The organism is Neobacillus sp. DY30 (assembly GCF_030123065.1).
GTDB lineage: Bacteria > Bacillota > Bacilli > Bacillales > Cytobacillaceae > Neobacillus.
Genome location: NZ_CP126093.1, coordinates 375,001 through 400,251 on the forward strand (window position 1 = coordinate 375,001; position 25,251 = coordinate 400,251).

Consider the following 25,251-nt stretch of genomic DNA (forward strand, 5'->3'; position numbering starts at 1 on the left):
CGTTAAGTGGAAAAGGATGTGGAGTTGCTTAGACAACCAGGATGTTGGCTTAGAAGCAGCCACCATTTAAAGAGTGCGTAATAGCTCACTGGTCGAGTGACTCTGCGCCGAAAATGTACCGGGGCTAAACGTAACACCGAAGCTGTGGATTGACACCATATGGTGTCAGTGGTAGGAGAGCGTTCTAAGGGCGTTGAAGCTAGACCGTAAGGACTGGTGGAGCGCTTAGAAGTGAGAATGCCGGTATGAGTAGCGAAAGATGGGTGAGAATCCCATCCACCGTATGCCTAAGGTTTCCTGAGGAAGGCTCGTCCTCTCAGGGTTAGTCGGGACCTAAGCCGAGGCCGAAAGGCGTAGGCGATGGACAACAGGTTGATATTCCTGTACCACCTCTTTATCGTTTGAGTGATGGGGGGACGCAGGAGGATAGGGTAAGCGCACTGTTGGATATGTGCGTGTAAGCAGTTAGGCTGGTGAATAGGAAAATCCGTTCACCTTAAGGCTGAGCTGTGATGCCGAGGGAAATATAGTACCGAAGTTCCTGATTCCACACTGCCAAGAAAAGCCTCTAGCGAGATAAAAGGTGCCCGTACCGCAAACCGACACAGGTAGGCGAGGAGAGAATCCTAAGGTGAGCGAGAGAACTCTCGTTAAGGAACTCGGCAAAATGACCCCGTAACTTCGGGAGAAGGGGTGCTTTTTGAGGTGAATAGCCTCGAAGAGCCGCAGTGAATAGGCCCAGGCGACTGTTTAGCAAAAACACAGGTCTCTGCGAAGCCGCAAGGCGAAGTATAGGGGCTGACGCCTGCCCGGTGCTGGAAGGTTAAGAGGAGGGGTTAGCGCAAGCGAAGCTCTGAATCGAAGCCCCAGTAAACGGCGGCCGTAACTATAACGGTCCTAAGGTAGCGAAATTCCTTGTCGGGTAAGTTCCGACCCGCACGAAAGGCGTAACGATCTGGGCACTGTCTCAACGAGAGACTCGGTGAAATTATAGTACCTGTGAAGATGCAGGTTACCCGCGACAGGACGGAAAGACCCCGTGGAGCTTTACTGTAGCCTGATATTGAATTTTGGTACAGCTTGTACAGGATAGGTAGGAGCCTGAGAAACCGGAGCGCCAGCTTCGGTGGAGGCGTCGGTGGGATACTACCCTGGCTGTATTGAAATTCTAACCCACACCCCTGATCGGGGTGGGAGACAGTGTCAGGTGGGCAGTTTGACTGGGGCGGTCGCCTCCTAAAGAGTAACGGAGGCGCCCAAAGGTTCCCTCAGAATGGTTGGAAATCATTCGCAGAGTGTAAAGGCACAAGGGAGCTTGACTGCGAGACCTACAAGTCGAGCAGGGACGAAAGTCGGGCTTAGTGATCCGGTGGTTCCGCATGGAAGGGCCATCGCTCAACGGATAAAAGCTACCCCGGGGATAACAGGCTTATCTCCCCCAAGAGTCCACATCGACGGGGAGGTTTGGCACCTCGATGTCGGCTCATCGCATCCTGGGGCTGTAGTCGGTCCCAAGGGTTGGGCTGTTCGCCCATTAAAGCGGTACGCGAGCTGGGTTCAGAACGTCGTGAGACAGTTCGGTCCCTATCCGTCGTGGGCGCAGGAAATTTGAGAGGAGCTGTCCTTAGTACGAGAGGACCGGGATGGACGCACCGCTGGTGTACCAGTTGTCTTGCCAAAGGCATCGCTGGGTAGCTATGTGCGGACGGGATAAGTGCTGAAAGCATCTAAGCATGAAGCCCCCCTCAAGATGAGATTTCCCATAGCGTCAAGCTAGTAAGAACCCTGAAAGATGATCAGGTTGATAGGTCAGAGGTGGAAGCGCGGTAACGTGTGGAGCTGACTGATACTAATCGTTCGAGGACTTAACCAATTTAAGGTGAACTCGTTTTTACACACTTCTTCTGAAATTATCTAGTTTTGAGGGAATGAAACCTCAAAATAAATAGTCTGGCAGCAATGGCGAGAAGGTCACACCCGTTCCCATACCGAACACGGAAGTTAAGCTTCTCAGCGCCGATGGTAGTTGGGACTTTGTCCCTGTGAGAGTAGGACGTTGCCAGGCACACGAACACAACCTGTTATGGGTTGTGTTTTTTTTGTGTTGTCTAAAAGAAAAAATTGAAAAGAAAAAATGATTTAAGAATCGTGCCTATTCAATACGTTTATGAGTGATAACGGTAACGAATAGCATTTATTCTTGCCCATTCAATACGCTTATCAGTGATAACGGTAATGAATAGCATTTATTCGTCCCCGTTCAATCCCATTTTCAGTGAAATCGGTAACGAAAAACACTTTAGACGGACGGAATCTCCCCCTATGTGTTAAAAGTATCTGCTGATTCAAAAAACACTTTAATGAAAGTACAAAGAAGGATAAAAAGGATGTAATAGAGAAATCAGTTGTTAGGAAAATGAAAGCAAGGAGGATAATGATTTAATGAAACTAGCAACTATAAAAAAAGAGGGCAAGCTTGTGTTAGGTGTAAAAATTGAAAATGGCATAATTAACCTTGAAGAAGCACTAAAAGAGAAGCCAAACAATCAAATACATACAAACATTATGGAAGTAATCTCGGGTGGTCATGAAGCGATTTCTATACTTGAAGACTACATTACGCATCTGCCAACTCACAATAAACCAAATTATCTTATAAATGAAGAAGAGGTGCAATGGGGACCATGTGTCACACAACCGAACAAGATTATATGTGTAGGTTTAAATTATCGTAAACATGCGGATGAAACCAAGTCGTCATATCCAAAAGAACCCGTATTATTTAGTAAATTTAATAATTCATTAACAGGACATAAATGTGAGATAGCTGTGCCAAGGGTGACCCAAAGGCTGGATTACGAAGTTGAGTTAGGGGTTGTCATTGGGAAAGAAGCAAAGTATGTAAGTAAGGGAAATGCATTAGATTATGTATTTGGCTATTGTACAGCGAATGATTTATCAGCACGTGACCTGCAGAAAAGATCAAACCAATGGTTACTCGGAAAAACATGTGATGATTTTAGTCCTATAGGTCCCTATCTTGTAACCGCAGACGAAGTAGGTAACCCTGACAATTTGCAATTAAAAACGTATGTGAACGGAGAAATGCGTCAGAATTCCAATACATCTGATATGATTTTTAATGTAGAGGAGATTGTCAGCTATATATCGCAGCATATGACTCTTACACCGGGTGATGTCATTTTAACTGGAACTCCAGAGGGAGTCATTATAGGTTACCCATTGGAAAAACGAGTTTACCTGAAACCAGGTGATGTGGTAACCGTTGAAGTTGAAAAATTAGGTACACTGACCAATAAATTAGTTTAAGATCATTAATAGCAAGAGCCAGGCACTAATGCCAGCCTGGCTTCCAATATTTATAAATTAGCGCCCCGAATATAAACTAAACACCTCATCCCAACTCCATTTTTCATAAAAGGAACTGCCAGGATTGATATTTTTTATCCAAACCATCTCTTCTGAATTATAGGTTGGAGAAATCATAACATCCGCATGCTTTCGGTCAGTCCTGATCCAGAACAAATTATTCTTAACGATCTCTGGTTTGAAATTCCCATCTTTTTCAGAAGGAAAAGTGATTTGGGTTTGTTTATTATCTGATAGACTTATCTTATATAGTCTTGGTAATGTACTTTCACTTAAGTCTCCAGAACTATTTTCCAGCGAACGAGACACAATTATAGTTCGATTATTTTGCCACGTCAAATCGCGGTCCACAAAACCCTTTGGGGTAAGGATTAAATTTTTTATTGATGGTACGGTTAAGACCTTAAGCCTCTTGTTTAATGCTGCTTCTCGTCCAACACCACTTATATATCCTAACGATCCTTTATATGGTGCCCATTGTATCCATGCAGGTTCATTTAACATTTCATCTATCTTTAATAATTTCTTTCCGTTAGTAGATAGGAGGCATAAAGTGTTCCCATCAGCCGATAGGGAAGCGGTAGGGATTAACAAAAAGCTAATCCACTTCTTATCCTTTGACCAGTTAAATGCGCTAGTAGATGCATATATTTCATTTTCATTAATCTTAATGGTATAAAAATCTTTTACAAAAGGCATTCCTTTTTTTCTAAAAATAACGTTAGATAAAATAATATCTGAATGAAGTTCAGGACTCTTTTTAGTAGATATAAGTAACCCTTTACCGGACGGAAGCCAGGAAAAGTTTTCTATGTTTTTGGCTGCAGGCGTAAACAGGTTTAATTGGGAGGTATGTAAGATAACTAGATTTTTGGCAGCCTGGAAACCAATCGTATTCGCATTTGGGGACCATTGAAAGTTTACGCCAACATTTTCTTTAACCCGAAAATGTCTATTGCTCTTTATATTGTAGAGCCAGAGGCTCATAATATCCCCTTCCTTGGCTCCCTTTAAATAAGCAACCCAGCTGCCATCGAATGACCACTTTGGATATCTTACATAGCCCGTATCGGTTATCTGTATTTCATTATCTTTCAACTTGATCCATAAATGATCGTTTCTTACAAAAGCGGCTTTCAAATTTTCCTTAGGTTCTGCAGAGGATGAAACAGGAAGGAAAGCAATTATCAGAAAAAACATGAAAAATATCCTTTTTATCATCAAAGTCACCCGCCCTATATCTTTAAATCTTATAATTCCTAATAAAAGGTTAAATCTATGTTTGAAATTTTCATTTTTTTACCTTAATATTTAAGTTTGCTTAAATATTTACTGTAATTTATAATGGAGATATGAAGAGGTGATAAGAAATGAATAAAGATTTAGAAATCATATGCAGTAAAATTGTAGAATACTCCAATGCCTTGAGTTCACTATTTTTAGAGGACTATAAGAAACTAATCAACGATGAGTTTGCAGACTTATCTACAAAACAACAGGTAATCCTTGAGCTTTTAAGGGTAAAAACTCGAACTGTTAATGAAATTGCACACTTTTTATCGATAACTGCCAGTGCTGCAAGTCAGCTCATTTCAAAACTTGAAAAACAGGAGTATGTAAAAAGAGAGATAAATCCTGTCAACCGCCGTGAAATTATTGTTCATCTTGGTGAAAAAGGCCTCCACTATAATCAGATGGTCGCTAAAAATCAACTGTTTATTATTGAAAAGTATTATGCTAAATTGCCTAAGGATGACTTGGAAAAGTTATTAGATATTCATGAAAAACTCTATCAAATCGCAGTCGAAGCTCAGATGAAGTAAATTTTTTTGTCAAACATTTAAGTTAACTAAAATATTAAATAAAATTAACTTATGGAGGGGAAAGTAATGAGAGACTATAAGATTCCACTGGCAGATGGCAGGAAGCTAGCCGTAATGGAATATGGGGATAAACAAGGGCTGCCAGTGATGTTTTTTCACGGCACTCCAGGGTCACGTCTACTGTTTCTTGACGATGATGAAATTTCCAAGGCATTAGGAATTCGGTTGATATCATTAGACCGGCCAGGATTTGGGCTTTCTGACCAAAAACCAAATCGGACACTGCTAGATTGGGCTGACGATATAAACGAAGCAGCCGATTTTTTAAAGCTTGATAGGTTTTCGATTATTGGTGTCTCTGGCGGCGGGGCGTTTGCTGCAGCCTGTGCCTATAAGCTTGCTCCAAGACTCCATTCAGTATCATTAATAGCCAGCACGACCCCTTTTGTTAATGGAAAGTCTCCTAAAGGTACAATGACAGCTAATAAAATAGCCTTCTTTCTCGCTAGAAAAGCACCGTGGCTTATAAAAGCAAGCTATCGATCTACGAAAAAGCTGCTTGAAAAGCAGCCAGAAAAGTTTATGGAGCAAAATAAAAAGGGAAATAAGCATCTGCATGAGTGGGATCGTCAATTTTTACAAACAGACGAACAGTTAAAAGGGCTGATGATGCATATGGGAGAAGCCTTTCGAGTATCCGTGGATGAATGTGTGAATGAACCGGTATTATTATCAAAACCTTGGGGATTTTCCTTTAAAGATATTACAATACCCGTAGACGTCTGGCATGGTGAAGAGGATAGAATGGCACCCGCAGCGGAAATGAAAAAAGCCGCTGCTGCTATTCCGAATTGCCATACCCACTTTATTGCCAAGGCCGGACATTTTTTAATAGATGATCATCAAATTTGGACAGAAATTTTAACTGCTATTCTTAAGCGTTCAGTAAAAAAACCTTCAGATAAGCTCTCCTTTGTATAATAATCCTATCATCGGACCTTCCAAATGGAGGGTCTTGTGTTCTTTTGGTGAAAAACGGAGACAAAAAGGGTACACTAACAAAATAACAATTTATAATTTGGTTAAAATGAGAAAGGGAGGTTAGGTCTTTGTTAGAAAATAGTTTTATCATGGTTCTTATTATCTTACTGATTAACATTGTTTATGTTTCATTTTTTACAATTAGGATGATTTTAACATTAAAAGGCCAGCGGTATTTGGCTGCATCCTTGAGTATGATTGAAGTTGTTATCTATGTTTTAGGTCTGGGTCTTGTATTAAATAACTTAAATGAGGTTCAAAACCTAATTGCTTACGCCGTCGGGTATGGGATTGGTGTCATCGTAGGAATGAAAATTGAAGAAAAGCTTGCTTTAGGCTATATTACTGTAAATGTCATTACAAAGGAATATGATAAAAACTTACCAAAAGTATTAAGAGAGAAGGGATTCGGTGTTACCGATTGGGCTGCACATGGGCTTGAGGGAGATCGAATGGCCCTTCAAATCTTAACACCAAGAAAATTTGAACTTAAATTATACGAAACGATAAAAAATTTGGATCCCAAAGCGTTCATCATCTCCTATGAACCAAAAGCGATTCATGGAGGATTTTGGGTGAAATCTGTGAAAAGAGGGAAATTATTTTCATGAGTAAAAAGAAAGTTCAATTTGAAGTACAAGAAAATGAAAGTATTGAAGCTTGTTTAGAGCGGATGAAAAAACAAGGATATATACCGGTGCGCCGTACGGAAAAACCAATTTTTCAGGAGGTAGTTAATGGAAGTGAAACTTCCTATGAACCGGTCGGAAGGCAGATTCTATTTGAGGCTATTAGCGCTGAATAAAAACGAACGATATAATTGGTAAAAATAAAATCGTTCGTTTTTATTGACCATTTGCCCCTTAAAATGTAATATAAAGGTGTGAAAAAAATATATAACGCAACACCCTCGTATAATAATGGGAATATGGCCCGTAAGTATCTACCCAATTACCGTAAATGATTGGACTATGAGGGAAAGTGGAAATGCCAAGAACGTTAACTCGTTTATGGTCATTTACTGTGCCGAATTCAGCCCGGACAGACTGCTTTCCTCTCATTTTTTGAAATTGGGGAAGCAGCTGTTTTGGGCTTTTTATATATTTGTAATGTTAGGGGAGAGAACATGAATCCGATTGTGGCGGTAATAATGGGGAGCAAGTCTGATTGGGAAACGATGAAGCATACCTGTGAAATCCTTGATCGATTAGAGGTTCCATATGAAAAAAAGGTGGTTTCAGCACACCGTACTCCTGATTTAATGTTTGAATTTGCAGAGAATGCTAGAATAAGAGGAATTAAGGTCATCATCGCAGGTGCAGGAGGTGCGGCACATCTTCCAGGTATGGTTGCCGCAAAAACGACATTACCAGTGATTGGTGTTCCTGTTCAATCCAAGGCTTTGAATGGAATGGATTCTCTATTATCAATTGTGCAAATGCCTGCAGGGGTACCAGTGGCAACAGTTGCGATAGGAAAAGCTGGGGCAGTAAATGCTGGATTGCTGGCAGCCCAAATTGTATCGATTAACGATTCAAACTTACAAGAGCGACTAGAGCAGGTCCGCGGAGAAGCAAAACTGGCGGCAATAGAAAGTAGTGATGAACTTGTCTAAAACGATTTTTCCAGGACAAACGATTGGAATTATTGGCGGCGGTCAGTTAGGCAGGATGATGGCACTTTCCGCAAGAGAAATGGGATATCGAATCGCTGTATTAGATCCTGTTGATGATTCTCCTTGCGGCCAGGTGGCAGATTATAAAATTATCGGCAGCTATGATGATTTAGCCGCCATTAGCAAACTAGCTGAAGTAAGTGATGTCATTACCTACGAATTTGAAAATATTGACGCTGCAGCGCTTGAATGGCTTTGTAATCAAGCCTATGTGCCACAGGGTAAGAGGCTGCTTGAAATTACTCAGGACCGAGTGAAAGAAAAAGCGGCAATTGCAAATGCAGGTGTTCAGGTGGCACCCTATGCCGTCATTAATTCACTGAATGACCTTCATGAAAATTGTGAACGACTTGGTTATCCCGTTGTATTGAAAACAGCACGAGGCGGGTATGACGGTAAAGGGCAAGCAGTTCTTAAAAATAGTCAAGATATCGAAGAGGCTAAAGCGCTACTTGAAAACGGACAATGTATCCTGGAAAAATGGATCTCTTTTACGAAAGAAATTTCCGTTATAATCACAAGAAATCCAAATGGTGAAACAGCAGTATTTCCGGTTGGAGAAAACATTCATCAAGATAATATTCTCCATCAAACGATTGTTCCAGCACGTATTAGTAAACTAGCGGAGGATAAGGCAATTCAATCAGCAATACAACTTGCTAATGCATTTGAGTTAGTAGGAACGCTGGCGGTTGAAATGTTTTTATCAGCGGGGGATAAGATATATATAAATGAACTCGCTCCTAGACCGCATAATTCCGGGCATTATACGATTGAAGCATGTGAAACATCACAATTCGAGCAGCACATCAGGGCTGTATGTAACCTGCCCCTTGGTAAGACTGAGCTGTTAAAGCCAGCGGTGATGGTTAATATATTGGGAGAGCATGTTCAAAACGTGTTAGATAATCTTACAAAAGTAAATGATTGGAAAGTTCATTTTTACGGTAAAAAAGAGGCAAAATTTAAAAGAAAGATGGGGCATGTAACCATTCTATGTGATACTGTTGATACTGCCCTTAAAGATGTGAGTAATAGCAGCATCTGGGAAGAAAAAAGTCTGGAGGCAAAAAGATGATTGATCGTTATACAAGACCTGAAATGGGTGCAATTTGGACAGAGGAAAACCGCTTTAAAGCCTGGCTTGAGGTTGAGATCCTAGCTTGTGAGGCATGGGCTGAGTTAGGTGAGATTCCGAAAGAAGACGTAAAGAAGCTTCGTGAAAATGCATCTTTTAATATTGACCGGATTAAAGAAATTGAAGAAGAAACTAGACATGATGTTGTTGCCTTTACTCGCGCAGTATCCGAGACATTAGGGGAAGAACGCAAGTGGGTGCATTACGGATTAACTTCAACAGATGTAGTGGATACGGCTTTATCTTACTTATTAAAACAAGCCAATGCGATTATCCGGAAGGACCTTGAAAACTTTATTGAAATTTTAAAGAACAAGGCGATTGAGCATAAATTTACTGTCATGATGGGACGTACGCACGGAGTACATGCCGAACCAACAACATTCGGATTAAAGCTTGCTCTTTGGTACGAAGAAATGAAACGTAACTTGGAACGTTTTAATCAAGCAGCAGCTGGTGTTGAGTTTGGGAAGATCTCTGGGGCAGTTGGAACATACGCCAACATCAACCCGTTTGTTGAACAATATGTGTGTGAAAAACTAGGAACCCAGCCTGCGCCGATCTCAACCCAAACTTTGCAGCGCGACCGTCATGCACACTATATGTCTACTCTTGCATTAATTGCTACTTCAATTGAAAAATTCGCAGTGGAAGTTCGCGGATTACAAAAAAGTGAAACACGTGAAGTAGAAGAGTTTTTTGCAAAAGGACAAAAAGGATCATCGGCAATGCCTCATAAACGAAACCCAATTGGTTCTGAAAATATGACTGGTTTGGCGCGCGTCATTCGCGGCTATATGATGACAGCTTATGAAAATGTTCCATTATGGCATGAGCGCGATATCTCACACTCTTCCGCAGAGCGAATTATCTTACCAGATGCAACGATTGCCTTGAATTACATGTTAAATCGTTTCGGCAATATCATTAAAAACTTAACGGTTTATCCGGAAAACATGAAACGTAACATGGACCGGACACTTGGCTTGATTTACTCACAAAGAGTTTTACTAGCGCTGATTGACAAAGGTTTATCTCGTGAAGAGGCATACGATACCGTACAGCCAAAAACAATGGAATCTTGGGAAAAGCAAGTTCCTTTCCGCAGCTTGGTTGAAGGAGAAGCGAAGATTACCAGCCTGCTTTCAGCAGAAGAAATTGCTGATTGTTTCGATTACAACTATCACCTTCAGCATGTGAATACGATTTTTGAACGATTAGGGTTGAACGGCTAAGATTTATTGTTGAACTAAACTAATCCCGGTCACCATGGAGGGCTCTTGGTGACCGAGATTGTTGAAGAAATGAGAAAGTGGTAACCAAAGAGCGCTTTTGGTGCCTGTAACGGTTGAAGAAATGAGAAAGTGGTAACCAAAGAGCGCTTTTGGTGCCTGTAACGGTTGAAAAAATGAGAAAGTGGTAACCAAAGAAAGCTTTTGGTGCCCGTAACGGTTGAAAAAACGAAAAAGCGGTAATCAAGGTTCCTAATGGTTACCGAAATCCATGAAAATTAAAAATTGGTCACAATAAGTGGCCAACATTACCCAGAAGATTCCCAATATTGGCAATTTAGGAGGCATTCTTTATGAAAGAACTTCTCTATGAAGGAAAAGCGAAGCGAATTTTTAGTACGGAAGATGAGCAAACTGTTTTAATCGAATATAAGGATTCGGCAACGGCTTTCAATGGACAAAAGAAGGCGGATATCACAGGTAAAGGGCGTTTGAACAACGAAATTACTAGTTTACTATTTTTAAAGCTTCAGGCAAAAGGCATCCCATCGCATTTTATTAAGCGCATTTCAGAAACCGAACAGCTGGTAAAGAGGGTAACCATTATCCCGCTTGAAGTTGTCGTTCGCAATATCGCTGCTGGAAGTCTTTCAAAAAGATTAGGAATCGAAGAAGGTAAAGAATTAACAAAGCCGCTCGTTGAGTTTTATTTAAAAAATGACGACCTTGGCGACCCATTACTAACCACTGACCATATCTACGAATTGAACATAGCAACAAAAGAAGAACTAGCCACTCTTAAAGAGAACGCACTAAAAATTAATACAGTTTTATCAAGCTTTTTTAACGAATTAGGAATTAATCTTATAGACTTTAAACTTGAGTTTGGTAAAGACGCTGATGGCAGCATTCTATTAGCAGACGAGATTTCACCGGACACTTGCAGACTTTGGGACAAAAAGACGAATGAAAAGCTCGATAAGGATGTATTCCGACGCGACCTTGGCAGTTTAACAGAAGCGTATGAAACTATTTTAGCTAGATTAGGGGGAAAACAGCATGTTTAAGGTAAAGGTATATGTCACGTTAAGAGAAAGTGTACTAGATCCACAGGGTAAGGCAGTAACTCATTCATTACATTCATTAAATTATCCAGAAGTATCCGATGTACGAATCGGTAAATATATGGAACTAACCATTGAAAAATCAGAACGCGACCTTGATGAAGTGATCAATGAGATTTGCAGCAAGCTTTTAGCAAATACAGTCATTGAAGATTACCGTTATGAAGTAGAGGAGTGTGTTCCTCAGTGAAGTTTGCAGTAATCGTTTTTCCGGGGTCTAACTGTGACATCGATATGTACCATGCGATTAAGGATGAACTTGGTGAGCAGGTTGAATATGTATGGCACGACACTGAGAGCTTAGATGAGTTTGATGGAATCTTACTTCCTGGCGGATTTTCATACGGAGATTATTTACGAACAGGTGCCATTGCCCGTTTTAGTAAGGTCATGCAAGCAGTGGTAAAAGCAGCAGAAGCAGGGAAACCGATTCTAGGTGTCTGTAACGGATTTCAGATTCTTTTGGAAGCTGGATTACTGCCAGGGGCCATGAGACGAAATGAAAGTTTATCCTTTATCTGTAAACCGGTTGAATTAAAGGTAGTGAACAATCAGACAATGTTTTCTACCGCCTACGCACAAGGGGAAACCATTTCGATCCCTGTCGCTCATGGTGAAGGAAACTATTATTGTGATGAAGAAACGCTCGCAAAGCTTAAAGAAAATAACCAAATCGTTTTTACTTACCAAGATAACCCGAACGGAAGCTTAGAAGATATAGCAGGAATTACGAATGAAAAAGGAAATGTCCTTGGGATGATGCCACACCCTGAAAGAGCCGTTGATGAGTTATTAGGCGGAGCAGATGGACTAAAATTATTTCAATCGATTGTAAGAAGCTGGAGGGAAGCAAATGTTGTTAAAGCATGAACCAAGACCAGATCAAGTAAAGACAGAAAAACTTTATCAGCAAATGGGCTTATCCGATGAAGAATTCACCCTGATTGAAAACATTCTTGGCCGGACACCGAACTACACCGAAACAGGTCTTTTCTCGGTTATGTGGTCTGAGCATTGCAGTTATAAAAACTCTAAACCAGTCCTTAGAAAATTCCCAACGACAGGTGAACGTGTTCTTCAGGGTCCTGGTGAAGGGGCTGGAATTGTTGATATCGGTGATAATCAAGCGGTTGTTTTTAAAATTGAAAGCCATAACCACCCATCAGCCATCGAGCCATATCAAGGGGCGGCTACAGGTGTTGGCGGGATTATCCGTGATATTTTTTCAATGGGTGCACGTCCAATTGCTCTATTAAACTCACTTCGTTTCGGAGAACTTGATGAATCAGCAAGAGTACGCTACCTATTCAAAGAAGTTGTGGCAGGAATCGCTGGCTACGGTAACTGTATCGGAATCCCAACAGTTGGCGGTGAAATCCAGTTTGAACCATGTTATGAAGGCAATCCATTAGTAAATGCGATGTGTGTTGGTCTAATTGATCATAAAGACATTAAAAAAGGTCTTGCACAAGGTGTTGGCAATACAGTGATGTATGTCGGCGCAAAAACAGGCCGTGACGGTATTCACGGTGCAACCTTCGCTTCGGAAGAATTAACAGAACAGTCTGATGAAAATCGTCCGGCAGTTCAAGTGGGCGACCCATTCATGGAAAAACTTTTACTAGAAGCGTGCCTTGAGTTAATTCAATCAGACGCCCTTGTCGGTATTCAGGATATGGGTGCTGCGGGATTAACAAGTTCTTCAGCAGAAATGGCAAGTAAAGCTGGAATGGGTATTGAAATGAATTTAGACCTCGTTCCTCAACGTGAAACAGGTATGACGGCATATGAAATGATGCTTTCGGAATCACAAGAGCGAATGCTGATTGTTGTTACAAAGGGAAGAGAGCAGGAAATCAAAGATCTTTTCACAAAATACGATCTTGAAGCAGTAGCGATCGGTACAGTAACAGATGATAAAAAGCTTCGTTTGCTTCAGCATGGCGAAATCGTGGCAGATGTTCCAGTAGATGCATTAGCAGAGGACGCACCTGTTTATCATAAGCCATCAAGAGAACCAATTTACTATCAGGAATTCCAAGCACTAGAAGTGGAAGTCCCACAGGTTGAAGATTTAAAAGAAACATTAAAACAAATTATCAGCCAGCCTACAATCGCAAGTAAGGAATGGGTTTATAATCAGTACGATTATATGGTACGTACGAATACAGTCGTTGCACCTGGTTCAGACGCTTCTGTGGTCAGAATCCGTGGAACCCGTAAGGCATTGGCGATGACAACGGATTGTAACTCACGCTATGTGTTTTTAGACCCTGAAGTAGGCGGAAAAATTGCGGTTGCAGAAGCGGCACGTAATATTGTTTGCTCGGGTGGAGAGCCATTAGCGATTACAGATAACTTGAATTTTGGAAATCCAGAAAAGCCAGAAGTGTTCTGGCAGATTGAAAAAGCAGCTGATGGAATCAGCGAGGCTTGCCGAGTTCTTAATACTCCAGTTATTGGCGGTAACGTCTCTTTATATAACGAAACAAGCGGAACAGCGATTTACCCAACACCAGTCATTGGTATGGTTGGTTTAGTAACAGATCTTGATCATATTACGACTCAAAACTTTAAAAATAGCGGCGACCTTATTTACTTAGTCGGAGAAACAAAGCCAGAATTTGGTGGCAGTGAATTACAAAAGCTTCAAAACGGACGGATTTTTGGAAAAGCTCCAGAACTTGATGTTCAACTAGAAAAAGAAAGACAGAATCAAGTGTTAGCAGCTATTCGCGAAGGCGTTGTTCAATCGGCACATGACCTTTCTGAAGGTGGTCTAGGGGTTGCAGTTGCTGAAAGTCTTTTTGGCCAAGAACAGCTTGGTGCTTCTATCACGATTGAAGGTAACCCAGTAACGGCATTATTTAGTGAAACACAATCCCGTTTCCTACTAACGGTGAAAAAAGAACATCAATCACAGTTTGAAAGTTTAGTAGCTGCCAAATTGATCGGGGAAGTAAATGATACAGCCACTTTAAAAGTAAATGCTGACAATAACACGATTTTAGAAGCTTCAGTAAACGAATTGAAGGATGCTTGGAAAGGAGCTATTCCATGCTTGCTGAAATCAAGGGATTAAACGAAGAGTGCGGAGTCTTTGGTGTCTGGGGACACCCCGATTCTGCACAGCTAACCTATTATGGGCTTCATAGTCTGCAGCACCGTGGTCAAGAGGGTACTGGTATTGTTGTATCTGACGGGGATAAGCTTAGAGTGGTCAAAGGTGAAGGACTAGTTTCTGAGATTTTCACAGCTGATGTGATGGAAAAATTAAAGGGAACCTCTGCGATTGGGCATGTTCGTTATGCAACGGCAGGAGGCGGCGGATATGAAAATGTCCAGCCGTTGCTGTTCCATTCCCAAACTGGCAGTCTTGCCCTTGCACATAATGGTAATTTAGTAAACGCTAATTTCTTAAAACATCAGCTTGAAACGCAAGGAAGTATATTTCAAACAAGCTCTGATACAGAAGTTTTAGCCCATTTAATTAGAAGAAGCGGATTTTCTGAACTGAAAGATCAGGTTAAAAATGCTCTTTCGATGTTAAAGGGAGCCTACGCCTATTTAATCCTAACAGAAAATGAATTAATGGTTGCGCTAGATCCTAATGGGTTACGGCCTTTGTCGTTGGCATGTTTAGGAGATGCCTATGTGGTTGCTTCTGAAACTTGTGCTTTCGATGTTATTGGAGCCGAATTTATTCGTGATATTAGACCGGGAGAACTAGTAGTTATCAACAAAGATGGTATCTCCTCTGAACAATTCGCCTTCAACTCGACAAAGTCGATCTGTACGATGGAATATGTTTATTTTTCAAGACCTGATAGTAATATCCAAGGAATCAATGTACACACAGCCCGTAAGAACATGGGGAAAAGATTGGCAGTAGAAGCACCAATTGAAGCGGACGTAGTTACTGGTGTTCCAGATTCTAGTATTTCTGCAGCGATTGGCTATGCAGAAGCTTCGGGTATTCCTTATGAAATGGGATTAATTAAAAATAAATATGTCGGCAGGACCTTCATCCAGCCAACCCAAACGTTACGGGAGCAGGGTGTAAAAATGAAGCTTTCCGCCGTTCGCGGAGTCGTTGAAGGTAAACGCGTTGTCATGGTTGACGATTCGATTGTTCGCGGAACAACAAGTAAACGAATTGTCACGTTATTAAAAGAAGCGGGAGCGACAGAGGTACATGTTGTCATCAGTTCACCGCCGATAAAAAATCCTTGTTTTTACGGGATTGATACTTCGACAAAAGAAGAATTGATTGCTTCAGATAAATCAGTGGAAGAGATTAGACAGTTAATTGGTGCGGATTCCCTGACCTTCATTAGTACAGAGGGTATGATAGGAGCTATTGCTAAAACAGAAGGAACAAATGGCTTCTGCCTTGGCTGCTTTACTGGTAACTACCCAACTGAGATTTATCCAGATACACTCCAATATTACTATCAAAAATAGGAGGGAACATCATGGCGAATGCTTATACACAGGCAGGCGTAAACATCGAAGCAGGCTACGAGGCTGTAGAGAGAATGAAAAAGCATGTACAAAAAACAGCCCGAGCTGGCGTAATAGGTGGCCTTGGAGGCTTCGGTGGTATGTTTGATCTATCGTCACTGAATTTGAAAGAACCAGTTCTTGTATCAGGAACAGATGGCGTTGGTACCAAGCTGATGATTGCCTTTTGGATGGATCAGCATGAAACGATTGGTATTGACGCAGTAGCAATGTGTGTCAACGATATCGTGGTTCAGGGCGCAGAGCCTTTGTTCTTCTTAGACTATATTGCTACCGGAAAAGCAAAGCCTGAAAAGATTGAAGCGATTGTCAAGGGTATAGCTGATGGCTGCGAGCAGGCAGGCTGCGCTCTTATTGGCGGCGAAACAGCGGAAATGCCTGGTTTGTATAGTGAAAATGAGTATGATTTAGCTGGTTTTACGGTTGGTGCTTGCGAAAAAAGCCAATTGATTACAGGGGAAACTATTCAGGACGGCGATGTGTTAATTGGATTAGCTTCAAGTGGAATCCACAGCAATGGTTATTCACTTGTGAGAAAGGTGTTTAACAACTGGGCGTTGACAGAATATGTTGACGAGCTTGGATGCAGTTTGGGCGAGGAATTATTAAAACCAACGAAAATCTATGTAAAACCAATTTTATCAGCGTTGAAAAAATTCAACTTAAAAGGGATGGCTCATATTACCGGAGGCGGTTTTATTGAAAATATCCCACGGATGCTTCCTAATGGACTTGGAGCATCCATCTTTGAAAAAAGCTGGGACATACCGACGATTTTTAATTTAATTACGACAGTTGGACAAATTGACCAACAGGAAATGTATAATATCTTTAATATGGGTATTGGCATGGTGATTGCAGTTGATAAGGAAATCGCTGCCGATGTGATGGCTCATTTTAAAGAATGCGGAGAAACTGCCTATGAAATTGGTGTTGTGACAGCAGAAGAAGGCATTACGATTGGTGGCCGCCGATGAAAAAGATTGCTGTTTTTGCCTCGGGAAGTGGAAGTAACTTTCAAGCAATCATTGATGTAGTGAAATCGGGAGAAATTGAAGCGGATATTGCAGTCCTTGTTTGTGACAAGCCGGAAGCATTTGCGGTCGAGCGGGCCAATGCCGCTCGTATCCCAACTTTTGCTTTTAGTCCAAAGGAGTATAGCTCGAAGGAAGCTTATGAAAAGGCTATTTTAGAAAAATTAGCCAGCTATGGTGTCGAGTTTATCGTTCTGGCCGGTTATATGAGGCTGATTGGTCCAACATTGCTTGGAGAATATGCTGGCCGTATTGTTAATATCCATCCTTCACTTCTTCCGGCTTTTCCTGGTAAAGATGCGATTGGTCAAGCATTGGCTGCAAAAGCGGAATGGAGCGGGGTTACCATCCACTACGTTGATGAAGGGATGGACACTGGACCCATTATCGTCCAAGAACGCGTTCGCATAAGTGAAAAGGAAACAAGAGAGAGTTTGCAGCGGAAAATACAAACTATTGAGCATAAGCTTTATCCATCTATTCTGCAAATGTTGTTAACGAGAGGGGAAATTAAACGTGACGAAAAAGCGCGCACTTATTAGTGTTTCTGATAAAAATGGTATTCTCGATTTTGCTAAAGAATTAGTCAGCTTAGGTTTTGAAATTATTTCAACGGGCGGAACGAAAAAAGCACTTCAAGAACAAGGAGTTCCAGTTCTTGGAGTGAGTGATGTTACCGGTTTTCCAGAAATATTAGAAGGACGTGTAAAAACGTTAAATCCATTTATTCATGGCGGCTTACTTGCCAAACATGATGACGAACAGCACCAAAAGCAGCTTGAAGAACATAAAATTGACCCTATTCAAATTGTATGTGTGAATCTTTATCCGTTTCAACAAACCATCGCAAAGCCAGATGTAACAACGGAGGACGCAATTGAAAATATTGATATCGGCGGCCCAACGATGTTACGTGCTTCAGCAAAAAATCATCAATATGTAACAGTGGTCGTTGATCCTGTTGATTATAACAAGGTAATTGAAGAATTAAAGGCAGATGGCAGTACAACGCTGGAAACACGCAGGAAACTAGCTGCAAAGGTTTTCCGTCACACTGCAGCATATGACGCATTAATCGCTGAATACATGACAGAGCTAGCACAGGAAGAAACACCTGAAAAATTAACCGTTACATACGAACTTAAGCAGTCGTTACGTTACGGGGAAAATCCACATCAAAAAGCTGCTTTTTATAAAAAACCTCTTGGTTCTACGTTCTCCATTGCTAATGCAGAACAGCTTCATGGAAAAGAGCTTTCTTATAATAATATTAACGATGCGGACGCTGCCTTGCAGATTGTGAAGGAGTTTACAGAGCCTGCAGCAGTTGCTGTGAAGCATATGAATCCATGCGGTATCGGAACAGGCTCTAACAGTTTTACAGCGTTTGAAAAAGCTTTTGCTGCCGACCCTGTGTCCATTTTTGGCGGTATTATTGCCTTTAATAGTGAAGTGGATGCCGAGACAGCTGGCAAACTTCATGAGATTTTCTTAGAAATCATCATTGCTCCATCGTTTTCTGAGGAAGCATTAACAATTCTAACAGCGAAAAAGAACTTACGTTTACTGACGATTCCTTTTTCAGGCGTACAAAAACCAGAGATGAAGCTGACAACAATCGAAGGCGGACTGCTTGCACAGGAACAAGACCGTTTTACATTAGAAAATGCTACGATCTCTGTACCAACAAAAAGACAGCCAACTGAGCAGGAGTGGGAAGCATTAAAACTTGGCTGGAAGGTAGTCAAACATGTAAAGTCAAATGCCATTGTTGTGGCTAAAGATGATATGACAATTGGAATTGGCGCTGGGCAAATGAACCGGGTAGGTGCCGCTGAAATTGCACTAAAACAAGCAGGTGAAAAAGCTGCAGGTGCAGCACTCGCCTCTGATGCCTTTTTCCCTATGGATGATACCGTAGAAGCCGCAGCAAAAGCGGGAATTACAGCAATCATTCAGCCAGGCGGTTCCATCCGCGACGAAGATTCCATCAAAAAAGCGGATGAATACGGAATTGCGATGGTCTTTACCGGAGTTAGACATTTTAAACATTAAAATGAGGTGAGATGGATGAAGGTTCTTATCATTGGCCGAGGCGGAAGAGAGCATGCACTGTGCCGAAAAGTAAGTGAAAGCACGCTAGTGGAAAAAGTATTTGTGGCTCCTGGTAATCACGGCATGGAAGATGTTGCAGAACGTGTGGCGATCGACGAAAGTAACCATGAACAACTTATTCAATTTGCCAAAGAACAGGGTATAGGTCTAACGATTATCGGGCCTGAAGTGCCTTTACTAGAAGGATTAGCAGATAAATTTGAAGGTGAAGGTCTTGCTGTATTTGGACCACGCAGGCTCGCAGCCGAAATCGAAGGAAGCAAATCGTTCGCAAAGGAAATCATGAGAAAGTATGAGATTCCTACTGCCGATTATGCTGTATTCACCAATTACGAAGAAGCAAAAAAGTATATTGAAGAAAAAGGCGCTCCTATCGTAATCAAAGCGGACGGATTAGCAGCAGGAAAAGGTGTTACAGTAGCATTGACACTAGAAGAGGCTTTACAAAGTACGGAAGAAATGCTCGTTGGGCAAAAATTTGGTGAAGCATCAGCACGAGTGGTGATTGAAGATTTTTTGAGCGGTGAAGAATTTTCTCTAATGGCGTTCGTAAATGGGGAAGTCGTAATCCCGTTAGAAATCGCCCAAGATCATAAACGTGCTTTTGATGGTGATAACGGGCCAAATACAGGCGGAATGGGCGCATACTCCCCAGTTCCTCATATTGCCAAGGAGACAGTTGACACGGCAATTGAAACCATCCTTAAGCCTGCTGCAAAGGCGATGGTTCAAGAAGGAAGAAGTTTCTGTGGAATTCTTTATGCAGGATTAATTGCGAGTGATAGAGGTCCAAAAGTTATTGAATTTAATGCACGTTTTGGAGATCCTGAAACGCAAGTAATCTTGCCTAGACTAAAATCAGATTTAGTTCAAACTATTTTAGATATTTTAGACGGTGCTACCCCAGAATTAGTTTGGGATGAGCAATCGATGGTCGGGGTTGTTGTGGCAGCCAAAGGGTATCCAGAGCAATATGAAAAAGGCGCGGTTCTTAAAGGTTTAGACAATTTCTCTAATGAAGTCTACACCTTCCATGCAGGAACCAATAAAAATTCTTTAGGTGAATTTGAAACAGCTGGAGGCCGGGTTCTCTTAGTAGGCGCAAAAGCTGAAAGTTTAAAGGAAGCACAGGTTATCGTCTACCAAGAGCTTGATAAATTACAATGTGACGGAGTTTTTTATCGAAAAGATATAGGCTTTAAGGCTATCGAGCGCGTCTTCGGTTAGAGCGGCGGATAAACACGTATAAAAGAGCAACAATACCGCCGATTAAGCTGATTAGTACGAACGACATATCTAATAAATACTCCCAAAACATAGCGCATTACCTTCCTTTGCATGGGCTGACCAACCACGGTCAGCCCGTTTATTTTTAGTTTGTCGGAAAATCGTTAACATAAACCTCAAAAAAACACAGGACTCGAATAGGGGCGTCTATTCGTTACCGTAAAACCCAAAAAGTCAGAGAGAAGGGCACGAATATCGTCTATTCGTTACCGCAAACTCCCAAAAGTCGGAGAGAAGGGTACGATTATTGTCTATTCGTTACTGTAAACTCCAAAAAGCCAAGGAGAAGGGCACGAATAGGGTTTATTCGTTATTCGTTACCTGGGGAGAAGGGCACGAATATCTTCCAACAATTGAAAATATAAATTGAAAAAGATTAAGTTGGATTATATGGCAGTACTTCATCAACTTCGCCATTACTGGACCCGTCACCAAGCGCCAAAGGTTTTTCCTGTTCCATTTCCTGATACTTTTCAAATAAAGCAGTAACTGGGCAGAAACGAACGATACCCTCCGCCACCTTCATCGCCCCGCAAATGGCAATAAATAAATAGGAATCTCTCCAAGGAAACTTTACCATTTTAGCTGTACTCCAAGAAAGGACAGTAAGCCCAATTGTAATCCTTATCAATGCATTCAAAATTCCAATATTTTTAGTAATGTTCACATTGTTCACTCCTTCACAATATTTTTACAGGAAATATCCAATTCTTTAATGCGTTAAACAGTAAAATATGATAGTATAGAGGTAAATTCATTTTTGTAAGGGCTTTCTTTACTATAAAATCAACATTCTTACTAGATAAATAGCTTCTTAGAAAGGGAGGGTCTCGTATGCTCGAACAGCGTTATCGATGGAAAAATAAACATTTACGCATGCATGTATCCGTTATAGATGGAAAAACTTCACCAACCATATTGTTAAAAAATGCCTTGTATTTAAATCAGACATTTCGCCAGTGGATGCGCGCGAATATTTGGATATATGAAGATCGAATTGTGTATGTCGGCGAGAACTTACCGCCGAAATTGGAAAACTGTGAAATCATTGACTGTACAAATGAAATACTTGTTCCAGGGTATATCGAGCCACATGCCCATCCTTATCAATTATATAATCCCCATACGCTTGCGGCTTATGCATCCCAGTTTGGGACAACAACAATAATCAATGACAACATGTCCTTGATTATGAATTTAAAGAAAAAGGAAGCGTTTTCTTTATTGAAGGACTTGCGTTCGATCCCGACAACCATGTTCTGGTGGTGCCGATTTGACCCGCAAACGGAAATATTAAATGAAGAAGATGTTTTTTCACATAGCAATATAAAATCCTGGTTAGAGCATGACGCTGTTCTACAAGGCGGTGAATTGACGGGCTGGCCTAAATTATTAGATGGCGATGATATGATGCTGCATTGGATACAAGAGGCAAAACGAATGCACAAAAAGATTGAAGGACATTTTCCTGGCGCCTCTGAGAAAACATTAGCGAAAATGATTCTGTTAGGTGCAGATAGTGATCATGAAGCTATGACAGGCGAAGAAGTATTTGACCGCCTAATGCAGGGCTATATGGTTTCACTTAGATATTCTTCTATTCGTCCAGATCTTCCTGACTTGCTGGATGATATGAAACGATTGGGCATTGAAGCCTATGATCGGTTAATGTTTAACACGGATGGTTCAACATCTACGTTTTATGAACAAGGTATTACTGACCAAATGATCCGTATTGCCATTGATAAAGGTGTACCAGTGATTGATGCTTATAATATGGCAACCGTGAATATTGCTCGTTATTACAATATAGACCACCTGCATGGTAATATTGCCACTGGCCGGGTTGCAAATATTAACTTTTTATCTAGTATCGAGGACCCGACGCCTCATTCTGTGCTGGCAAAAGGTAAATGGGTAAAACGTGCCGGACAAGTGGTCGACGCTTACCACTCGATTAATTGGGATGAATATGGTTTAAAGCCAATGGAACTAGACTGGAATTTAAGCCTAGATGATCTACAATTTTCAATGCCATTTGGGATTAAGATGGAGAATTCAGTTATTACGAAGCCGTATTCGATCTCGATTGATGCATCATATGATGAACTATCAACAGAACATGATGAATGTTTCTTTACCCTGCTAGACAGAAATGGCAAGTGGAGAATTAATACATTATTAAAAGGATTTGCCACAAATCTTTCTGCATTGGCAAGTTCATTTTCCAATACCGGTGATATTATCTTAATTGGAAAAAATAAACGTGATATGCTTGCAGCTTTCGAGAGGATGAAGGAGTTAGGCGGCGGTATTGTCATGGTCGAAGAAGAGCAAGTGGTATGCGAGATACCATTAAAACTCAACGGAATTATGTCAAGCCTGCCGATTAAGGAATTAATAAATGAGGAAAAGAAATTACTGATTGAGTTGAAGGACCGTGGATATAATTTTTCCGATCCTGTGTATAGTTTATTATTCTTTTCAGCGACTCATTTACCCTATATTCGAATTACTCAACAGGGAATGTACGATGTAATGAACAAAACTGTTCTCTTTCCATCGATAATGCGTTAAACTATAAAAGTATTTGGATGCGATTCCGAGTATAGATGACAGGAGTGTTTAATAAACATGAAGAAATGGGCTGTTGCTATAACAGCAGTTCTTTTCCTTCTGTCCGGCTGCAACAATAAAGAAAAGGCTAATGGGCCAAAAGAGCCGGTAAAAGAAGCAGAAGAAGTGGTACAAGAAGAGGTAGAGAATGCACTCCCATATGCCTACCCATTAACTGGTGTGGGGTCGGAATCCAAGACAGATGGAAGAGCAGTGGCGGTAATGGTCAATAACCACCCAAAAGCAAGGCCGCAGTCTGGTTTAGACAAGGCGGACATTGTATATGAACTTTTAGCAGAAGGGGATGTTACTCGATTCCTCGCTGTTTTCCAAAGTGAAAAACCAGAAAATATAGGACCAGTTAGAAGTGCCAGGGATTATTATATTGATCTGGCAAAAGGTCTGGATGCTCTATTTATTGCACACGGCTATAGTGAAGATGCAAGAAAATTGCTCGAAAGCGACTTTGTTGATAATTTAAATGGTATGGTCTATGACGGTACATTGTTTAAAAGAGCAAGTTTCCGTGCTGCACCCCATAATTCCTATATTACGTATGAGAATGTTTTAAAAGGAGCCAAAGAAAAGGAATATTCAATGAATCAGTCTCCGCCTGCATTTCAATTTTTATCAGAGGAAGAAAGTAAATCTTTAGATGGAGACGTAGCAAATTCAGTAATGATTTCATATTCTGCCAGCGGGGTCTTTAACTCCACCTATGAGTATGATACAACGGTCGGAAAATATAAACGCTACTCTAATGGGGATCAGACGATAGATTATGAAACGAAAAAACCGATTTTGTTAGATAATTTATTGGTCATCGAGACTACTCATGAAGTGATTGATGAAGTTGCTCATAAGGCAATCGACTTAACATCTGGGGGATCAGGGTACTTACTGCAAAAAGGCAAGGTAATGGAAGTAGAATGGAAAAATGATAACGGGATAATTGTTCCAATAAAAAATGGAGAAGTAATTCCATTTGTTCAAGGGAAGACGTGGGTGAACGTAGTTCCAGCAAATCCTGGACTTAAATCGAGTGTATCATTTAATGTAAAATAAATTTAACTATTTAAAGGGGTAAAATATATGCAAATTAATAAGTTACGTGGAAAAGAGCTTGATCAGTTATTCCAAGCTGTTCTTTCACTGAAGGACCTTGAAGAATGCTATCGTTTCTTTGATGATTTATGTACAATAAATGAAATCCAATCATTAGCGCAGCGTTTAGATGTAGCAAGAATGCTTCGTGAAGGAAATACCTATCATAAAATCGAGACTGAAACAGGTGCAAGTACAGCAACTATTTCTCGTGTAAAGCGATGCTTGAATTTCGGCAATGATACGTATGAAATGGTATTAGAGCGAGTCAAAACAGAAAATATAACAGAAGAGAAATAAGCCAAACCGAAGAGATCACTCTTCGGTTTTATATATGGTTACATTTTCTATTAAGTAATTTAGTGTTTTCTTTTTTTATCGAATGAGCTAGTGCTATAATGGTGTAATGTAAGATTGAATGGAGGATCTTGGATGTACGATTTTCGCGAGTGGCGCCATGTGTTTAAACTCGATCCAAATAAAGAGATAAGTGATGAACAGTTAGAAAGAATATGCGAATCTGGAACTGACGCGGTAATGGTTGGAGGAACAGATGGGGTAACCCTGGAGAAAGTCCTTGATTTAATGGCTCGAATTCGCCGCTACACTGTTCCGTGTGTCCTCGAAGTTTCAAGTGTTGATATAGTTACCCCTGGATTTGACCTTTATTTTATTCCGACAATTTTAAATAGCAACGAAACAAAGTGGATAACTGGATTACATCATCAGGCAGTAAAAGAGTTTGGTGAAATTATGGATTGGGAAGAAATCGTCATGGAAGGCTATTGCATTTTGAACGAAGAATGCAAAGCCGCAAAATTGACTTCTGCCAATGCTAATATTTCAACAGAAGAAGTAAAGGCATATGCGATGATGGCAGAGAAAATGTTTCATTTACCAATCTTTTATCTTGAATATAGCGGTACCTATGGAGATGTAAATGTTGTAGCTGAAGTTAAGAAAGTCCTTCAAGACACGGTCCTGTTTTATGGCGGGGGAATTTCAACGCTTAACCAAGCAGCTGAAATGGCTGAACATGCGGATGTCATAGTGGTTGGCAACGCTATTTATGATGATTTCGACCAAGCCTTAGCATCAGTAAAAAGCGTAAGATGATCATTTGCTTAATTAGACTAAAAGAGTTAAAA

General features: G+C 40.9%; 24 protein-coding genes, 2 rRNA genes and 1 riboswitch (1 of these 27 only partly in view). Of the genes, 23 read left to right on the top strand and 3 right to left on the bottom strand.

The genetic code is table 11. The features are described from left to right. From QNH29_RS01850 to QNH29_RS01860, 3 genes are all read left to right on the top strand, one after another. Window positions 1-1,873: ribosomal RNA gene (locus QNH29_RS01850) — 23S ribosomal RNA — on the top strand (it extends 1,063 nt beyond the left edge of the window). 76 nt (window positions 1,874-1,949) lie between these two features. Then, window positions 1,950-2,065: ribosomal RNA gene (gene rrf / locus QNH29_RS01855) — 5S ribosomal RNA — on the top strand. A gap of 377 nt (window positions 2,066-2,442) precedes the next feature. Beyond that, a complete protein-coding gene (locus tag QNH29_RS01860) occupies window positions 2,443-3,330 on the top strand; it encodes a fumarylacetoacetate hydrolase family protein (RefSeq protein ID WP_283863169.1) in 888 nt (295 codons plus the stop codon). A 57-nt stretch (window positions 3,331-3,387) separates the two neighbouring features. Here the strand turns inward: QNH29_RS01860 and QNH29_RS01865 are convergent, their stop codons facing one another. Continuing rightward, window positions 3,388-4,590, bottom strand: coding sequence for a TolB-like translocation protein (locus QNH29_RS01865; protein WP_283863170.1), 1,203 nt, complete (start codon window positions 4,588-4,590; stop codon window positions 3,388-3,390). Window positions 4,591-4,760: 170 nt separating this feature from the next. Here QNH29_RS01865 and QNH29_RS01870 point away from each other — a divergent pair, with 170 nt between their 5' ends. From QNH29_RS01870 to purD, 16 genes are all read left to right on the top strand, one after another. Then, a complete protein-coding gene (locus QNH29_RS01870; protein WP_283863171.1) occupies window positions 4,761-5,213 on the top strand; it encodes a MarR family winged helix-turn-helix transcriptional regulator in 453 nt (150 codons plus the stop codon). Window positions 5,214-5,279: 66 nt separating this feature from the next. Beyond that, window positions 5,280-6,194 carry an alpha/beta fold hydrolase gene (locus QNH29_RS01875; protein WP_283863172.1) on the top strand — a complete coding sequence of 305 codons (915 nt, stop codon included), beginning with the start codon at window positions 5,280-5,282 and terminating at the stop codon, window positions 6,192-6,194. 128 nt (window positions 6,195-6,322) lie between these two features. Then, entirely contained in the window at window positions 6,323-6,865 is a 543-nt protein-coding gene (locus tag QNH29_RS01880) for a DUF2179 domain-containing protein (protein WP_283863173.1), read from the top strand. Next, window positions 6,862-7,059: an NETI motif-containing protein gene (locus tag QNH29_RS01885; RefSeq protein ID WP_283863174.1), complete on the top strand. Its 198-nt coding sequence runs from the start codon at window positions 6,862-6,864 to the stop codon at window positions 7,057-7,059. The genes QNH29_RS01880 and QNH29_RS01885 overlap by 4 nt, the downstream gene beginning before the upstream one ends. 85 nt (window positions 7,060-7,144) lie before the next feature. Then, a riboswitch (purine riboswitch) is annotated at window positions 7,145-7,246 on the top strand. A gap of 134 nt (window positions 7,247-7,380) precedes the next feature. After that, entirely contained in the window at window positions 7,381-7,869 is a 489-nt protein-coding gene (gene purE, locus QNH29_RS01890; RefSeq protein WP_283863175.1) for a 5-(carboxyamino)imidazole ribonucleotide mutase, read from the top strand. Continuing rightward, window positions 7,856-9,007, top strand: a complete 1,152-nt coding sequence (gene purK, locus QNH29_RS01895) for a 5-(carboxyamino)imidazole ribonucleotide synthase (protein WP_283863176.1) — start codon at window positions 7,856-7,858, stop codon at window positions 9,005-9,007. The genes purE and purK overlap by 14 nt, the downstream gene beginning before the upstream one ends. Continuing rightward, window positions 9,004-10,302, top strand: coding sequence for an adenylosuccinate lyase (purB, locus tag QNH29_RS01900; RefSeq protein ID WP_283863177.1), 1,299 nt, complete (start codon window positions 9,004-9,006; stop codon window positions 10,300-10,302). Before purK ends, purB begins: the two co-directional genes overlap by 4 nt. A 350-nt stretch (window positions 10,303-10,652) precedes the next feature. Next, complete coding sequence (purC, locus tag QNH29_RS01905; protein WP_283863178.1) at window positions 10,653-11,366, top strand: phosphoribosylaminoimidazolesuccinocarboxamide synthase; 714 nt, start codon at window positions 10,653-10,655, stop codon at window positions 11,364-11,366. Next, the gene (gene purS / locus QNH29_RS01910) at window positions 11,359-11,613 is read left to right on the top strand and encodes a phosphoribosylformylglycinamidine synthase subunit PurS (RefSeq protein ID WP_063254695.1); all 255 of its coding nucleotides are present in this window, start codon (window positions 11,359-11,361) and stop codon (window positions 11,611-11,613) included. Before purC ends, purS begins: the two co-directional genes overlap by 8 nt. Beyond that, window positions 11,610-12,293 (top strand): phosphoribosylformylglycinamidine synthase subunit PurQ, encoded by a 684-nt coding sequence (purQ, locus tag QNH29_RS01915; protein ID WP_283863179.1) that lies wholly within the window; start codon window positions 11,610-11,612, stop codon window positions 12,291-12,293. Before purS ends, purQ begins: the two co-directional genes overlap by 4 nt. Then, window positions 12,277-14,505 (top strand): phosphoribosylformylglycinamidine synthase subunit PurL, encoded by a 2,229-nt coding sequence (purL, locus tag QNH29_RS01920; protein ID WP_283863180.1) that lies wholly within the window; start codon window positions 12,277-12,279, stop codon window positions 14,503-14,505. The genes purQ and purL overlap by 17 nt, the downstream gene beginning before the upstream one ends. After that, window positions 14,481-15,887 (top strand): amidophosphoribosyltransferase, encoded by a 1,407-nt coding sequence (gene purF / locus QNH29_RS01925; RefSeq protein WP_283863181.1) that lies wholly within the window; start codon window positions 14,481-14,483, stop codon window positions 15,885-15,887. Before purL ends, purF begins: the two co-directional genes overlap by 25 nt. 11 nt (window positions 15,888-15,898) lie before the next feature. Further along, entirely contained in the window at window positions 15,899-16,924 is a 1,026-nt protein-coding gene (gene purM / locus QNH29_RS01930) for a phosphoribosylformylglycinamidine cyclo-ligase (RefSeq protein WP_283863182.1), read from the top strand. Next, window positions 16,921-17,523, top strand: coding sequence for a phosphoribosylglycinamide formyltransferase (gene purN / locus QNH29_RS01935; RefSeq protein ID WP_283863183.1), 603 nt, complete (start codon window positions 16,921-16,923; stop codon window positions 17,521-17,523). Before purM ends, purN begins: the two co-directional genes overlap by 4 nt. Further along, complete coding sequence (gene purH, locus QNH29_RS01940; protein ID WP_283863184.1) at window positions 17,498-19,036, top strand: bifunctional phosphoribosylaminoimidazolecarboxamide formyltransferase/IMP cyclohydrolase; 1,539 nt, start codon at window positions 17,498-17,500, stop codon at window positions 19,034-19,036. Before purN ends, purH begins: the two co-directional genes overlap by 26 nt. A gap of 15 nt (window positions 19,037-19,051) precedes the next feature. Further along, on the top strand, window positions 19,052-20,323 hold the full coding sequence (purD, locus tag QNH29_RS01945; protein WP_283863185.1) for a phosphoribosylamine--glycine ligase: 1,272 nt from the start codon (window positions 19,052-19,054) through the stop codon (window positions 20,321-20,323). On the opposite strand, the gene QNH29_RS30280 is transcribed toward purD, so the two are convergent. Next, on the bottom strand, window positions 20,301-20,414 hold the full coding sequence (locus QNH29_RS30280) for an EYxxD motif small membrane protein (RefSeq protein WP_349654880.1): 114 nt from the start codon (window positions 20,412-20,414) through the stop codon (window positions 20,301-20,303). The genes purD and QNH29_RS30280 overlap by 23 nt on opposite strands. 345 nt (window positions 20,415-20,759) lie before the next feature. Then, the gene (locus QNH29_RS01950; RefSeq protein ID WP_283863186.1) at window positions 20,760-21,050 is read right to left on the bottom strand and encodes a YgaP family membrane protein; all 291 of its coding nucleotides are present in this window, start codon (window positions 21,048-21,050) and stop codon (window positions 20,760-20,762) included. 167 nt (window positions 21,051-21,217) lie between these two features. Between QNH29_RS01950 and QNH29_RS01955 the strand changes: the two genes are divergently transcribed. The 4 genes from QNH29_RS01955 to pcrB all read left to right on the top strand — a co-directional run bounded on the left by QNH29_RS01955 (window position 21,218) and on the right by pcrB (window position 25,219). Next, complete coding sequence (locus tag QNH29_RS01955) at window positions 21,218-22,960, top strand: adenine deaminase C-terminal domain-containing protein (protein ID WP_283863187.1); 1,743 nt, start codon at window positions 21,218-21,220, stop codon at window positions 22,958-22,960. Between the two features lie 57 nt (window positions 22,961-23,017). Then, window positions 23,018-24,064, top strand: a complete 1,047-nt coding sequence (locus QNH29_RS01960) for a DUF3048 domain-containing protein (protein ID WP_283863188.1) — start codon at window positions 23,018-23,020, stop codon at window positions 24,062-24,064. A 27-nt stretch (window positions 24,065-24,091) separates the two neighbouring features. Beyond that, window positions 24,092-24,403 carry a YerC/YecD family TrpR-related protein gene (locus tag QNH29_RS01965; RefSeq protein WP_192653952.1) on the top strand — a complete coding sequence of 104 codons (312 nt, stop codon included), beginning with the start codon at window positions 24,092-24,094 and terminating at the stop codon, window positions 24,401-24,403. A gap of 132 nt (window positions 24,404-24,535) precedes the next feature. After that, window positions 24,536-25,219, top strand: a complete 684-nt coding sequence (gene pcrB / locus QNH29_RS01970; RefSeq protein ID WP_283863189.1) for a heptaprenylglyceryl phosphate synthase — start codon at window positions 24,536-24,538, stop codon at window positions 25,217-25,219. The last annotated feature ends 32 nt before the right edge of the window (window positions 25,220-25,251 follow it).

Excerpts from the sequence above, each read along its gene's own strand:
- QNH29_RS01860 (WP_283863169.1), top strand. The coding sequence starts at position 2,443 with ATGAAACTAGCAACTATAAAAAAAGAGGGCAAGCTTGTGTTAGGTGTA.
- QNH29_RS01960 (WP_283863188.1), top strand. The coding sequence starts at position 23,018 with ATGAAGAAATGGGCTGTTGCTATAACAGCAGTTCTTTTCCTTCTGTCC.
- QNH29_RS01955 (WP_283863187.1), top strand. The coding sequence starts at position 21,218 with ATGCTCGAACAGCGTTATCGATGGAAAAATAAACATTTACGCATGCAT.
- purC (WP_283863178.1), top strand. The coding sequence starts at position 10,653 with ATGAAAGAACTTCTCTATGAAGGAAAAGCGAAGCGAATTTTTAGTACG.
- QNH29_RS30280 (WP_349654880.1), bottom strand. The coding sequence starts at position 20,414 with ATGTTTTGGGAGTATTTATTAGATATGTCGTTCGTACTAATCAGCTTA.
- purF (WP_283863181.1), top strand. The coding sequence starts at position 14,481 with ATGCTTGCTGAAATCAAGGGATTAAACGAAGAGTGCGGAGTCTTTGGT.
- purB (WP_283863177.1), top strand. The coding sequence starts at position 9,004 with ATGATTGATCGTTATACAAGACCTGAAATGGGTGCAATTTGGACAGAG.
- QNH29_RS01865 (WP_283863170.1), bottom strand. The coding sequence starts at position 4,590 with ATGTTTTTTCTGATAATTGCTTTCCTTCCTGTTTCATCCTCTGCAGAA.
- purS (WP_063254695.1), top strand. The coding sequence starts at position 11,359 with ATGTTTAAGGTAAAGGTATATGTCACGTTAAGAGAAAGTGTACTAGAT.
- QNH29_RS01870 (WP_283863171.1), top strand. The coding sequence starts at position 4,761 with ATGAATAAAGATTTAGAAATCATATGCAGTAAAATTGTAGAATACTCC.
- QNH29_RS01875 (WP_283863172.1), top strand. The coding sequence starts at position 5,280 with ATGAGAGACTATAAGATTCCACTGGCAGATGGCAGGAAGCTAGCCGTA.
- QNH29_RS01885 (WP_283863174.1), top strand. The coding sequence starts at position 6,862 with ATGAGTAAAAAGAAAGTTCAATTTGAAGTACAAGAAAATGAAAGTATT.
- QNH29_RS01965 (WP_192653952.1), top strand. The coding sequence starts at position 24,092 with ATGCAAATTAATAAGTTACGTGGAAAAGAGCTTGATCAGTTATTCCAA.
- purE (WP_283863175.1), top strand. The coding sequence starts at position 7,381 with ATGAATCCGATTGTGGCGGTAATAATGGGGAGCAAGTCTGATTGGGAA.
- purN (WP_283863183.1), top strand. The coding sequence starts at position 16,921 with ATGAAAAAGATTGCTGTTTTTGCCTCGGGAAGTGGAAGTAACTTTCAA.
- purM (WP_283863182.1), top strand. The coding sequence starts at position 15,899 with ATGGCGAATGCTTATACACAGGCAGGCGTAAACATCGAAGCAGGCTAC.
- pcrB (WP_283863189.1), top strand. The coding sequence starts at position 24,536 with ATGTACGATTTTCGCGAGTGGCGCCATGTGTTTAAACTCGATCCAAAT.
- purL (WP_283863180.1), top strand. The coding sequence starts at position 12,277 with ATGTTGTTAAAGCATGAACCAAGACCAGATCAAGTAAAGACAGAAAAA.
- purK (WP_283863176.1), top strand. The coding sequence starts at position 7,856 with ATGAACTTGTCTAAAACGATTTTTCCAGGACAAACGATTGGAATTATT.
- purD (WP_283863185.1), top strand. The coding sequence starts at position 19,052 with ATGAAGGTTCTTATCATTGGCCGAGGCGGAAGAGAGCATGCACTGTGC.